The sequence below is a fragment of the Chamaesiphon sp. OTE_75_metabat_556 genome, from assembly GCF_031378165.1.
Classification (GTDB): domain Bacteria; phylum Cyanobacteriota; class Cyanobacteriia; order Cyanobacteriales; family Chamaesiphonaceae; genus Chamaesiphon.
The window spans coordinates 1-2,128 of the sequence record NZ_JANNDR010000317.1 but is presented as its reverse complement, the minus strand read 5'-3'; the positions used below and the strand labels follow the sequence as shown (position 1 = coordinate 2,128).

The following is a 2,128-nucleotide window of genomic DNA, read 5'->3' as shown; positions in this document are numbered from 1 at the left end:
TGAGTTGTAATGCTTCGACCATATCCGCCACGGCAATCTCAAACAGCCGATCGATCTGCTGATTTTCGACAATTGCTTGAGTGAGGCGATAGTGCAGTTGGGGGTAGATTTGGGAGATCTGGGCTTGGACGTGCAGATCTTCTTCAATTAAACCGACACTAATATAGTCGGCAACGAGCTGATAGATTAATTTGGTTTCACGGTACCATTCAACGCCTTTGGTCGCGACGATCGTATAACCAATTACCTGTTCGCGATCGCGATTTTCGACCACCATCACCTGATAGTCGGGTAGTAATGGCATCCGCCACTGTACGGGTGTCGGGGCATCAGGTAGCGTGAAGGTAGTGATTTGCTCTGAGATCGAGCTAGTTCGATGGCTAACACAAGCACTGGCAGCAATACGGATGACACCAGGAGATATGCATTGCAGTATCCAACAGCCATCTGCTGCGAAGTTATTAGCTACAGATTGAGCTAACAGCGACAGCACTTCACGTCGATCTCCGCCAGCCGCTAGGGGCTGAACGATCTGAAGAACGCGTTGTCCGAAGTAATCAATTTCGCGGGAATCCTGCATGAGTAATCGATCTGGTGAGCGGGTGTAGATACTAGAACTACCCTTTTATTGTGCCACACTGTTCGATTGACAGCAGATGGTCTAAGTAAGATCTATCTATCTATACTCAGTATGCCCAGAGAAGAACCCGTTGTTAGTTTTTCGATCTAAGATTTTACGATTGCTAGAGATCGGCTTGGCGGAGAGTTTTGACCCATTTGAGTCGCTTGGGCAAAATTGCCATCCGCGCGATTGCCAAGGGCATCACGATCAACCAGTGCAAAATAAATAACGAGCCGATCGCCGTTTGCTTAAATAGTGTCACCCAACTGACTGGATGATTTTCCCTAGTCAAGGCGTGAGCATCAGCTTGTCGATAACTGCGTTGCAATCCTACCCAAATTCCCCACAATGGCAGCGCGATGCCCAGCGAAGCTGTCATCGGCAGCAATAATGGTGGATGCTTGAGCCAGAACGCCATCAGAAAATCGGGAATCCCAGCGGGTGGGAGTAGATATTGAATCGAGAGAAACGAGAGCAGATCGATGGTTTTTTTGGTGCCCATCCGATTGCTGGCGATCGGCTCCCAATAGTCGAGATAACGTTGAAACCCGCCTTCTGCCCAACGATTGCGTTGATGCCATAATGCTTTGACTGTCGTCACCCCTTCTTCCCCTACGGGCGGATCGGACATCAGGGCAATATCCCATCCCGTCAGATGCAATCGAATTGTCAGATCGAGATCGTCAGTAATTGTTTCCTCATTCCACCCGTCGCAAGCAGCTAGTGCCGTCCGGCGGACAAATTGACCGTTACCGCGTAATTCGCCGATGCCACCACTGTGAGTGCGTTGCTGCTGGAGATAAGCATCGAGAGCCATTTCCGCCCGCTGTCCGCGCGTGAGCAAGTTGGTGTCGCTATTGGTAATCGATTTGCGGAGCTGGATCGCACCAACTGTTTCATTCTGAAAATAAGCCAAAACTTGGTTCAAGAAATCGGGAGCAACTCGCGCATCGGCATCAAAGACGCCAATCAGATCGCCTTGCATCAGCGTTAGAACTTGATTGAGCGCGCCCGATTTGCCGCCAGTATCGAGATCGGTACGGTGGAGAACTTGCAGTTGGGGATATTGAGTGGCTAGCTCGTCTAAGATTTCGGGGGTGCGATCGCTACTATTATCATCGATCGCCCAGACTTCATAACGATCGGCCGGATAATCTAAGCTACACAAGTTGGCAACCACATTGGCAATCACGGCGGCTTCGTTTTTGGCCGCAATTGCCAGGGAAATGAATGGATAAGTCGGTGGCGGCACGAATAATGGTGGTGGGGCGATTTTGGTCGCGACTAATCTGAATGCCCGCCAACAAAACACACTGGCGATCGCCCAGGCGATAATGTAGCCCCAGCTAATCAGATGTAAGGCGGCTACTCCCAACCATAAACTACCCAAAATTGTCGCCGTCTTGATCCGTCGATAACCCATCCCCACAGACCACTCGATCGGTGGTTGGCTGGGATGTTGGATAGTTAACGGCAAGCTGCGATCGGCCATGTGCAAGGAAAGAA

Annotated in this window: 2 protein-coding genes; both read right to left on the bottom strand. The window is 50.4% G+C overall.

From position 1 onward, the window contains the following. Positions 1-580 (bottom strand): hypothetical protein (locus RMO27_RS12675; protein WP_309732982.1); only part of this gene is annotated, 580 nt, incomplete at its 3' end. A 163-nt stretch (positions 581-743) separates the two neighbouring features. After that, positions 744-2,128 (bottom strand): glycosyltransferase (locus RMO27_RS12670; RefSeq protein WP_396133699.1); only part of this gene is annotated, 1,385 nt, incomplete at its 5' end.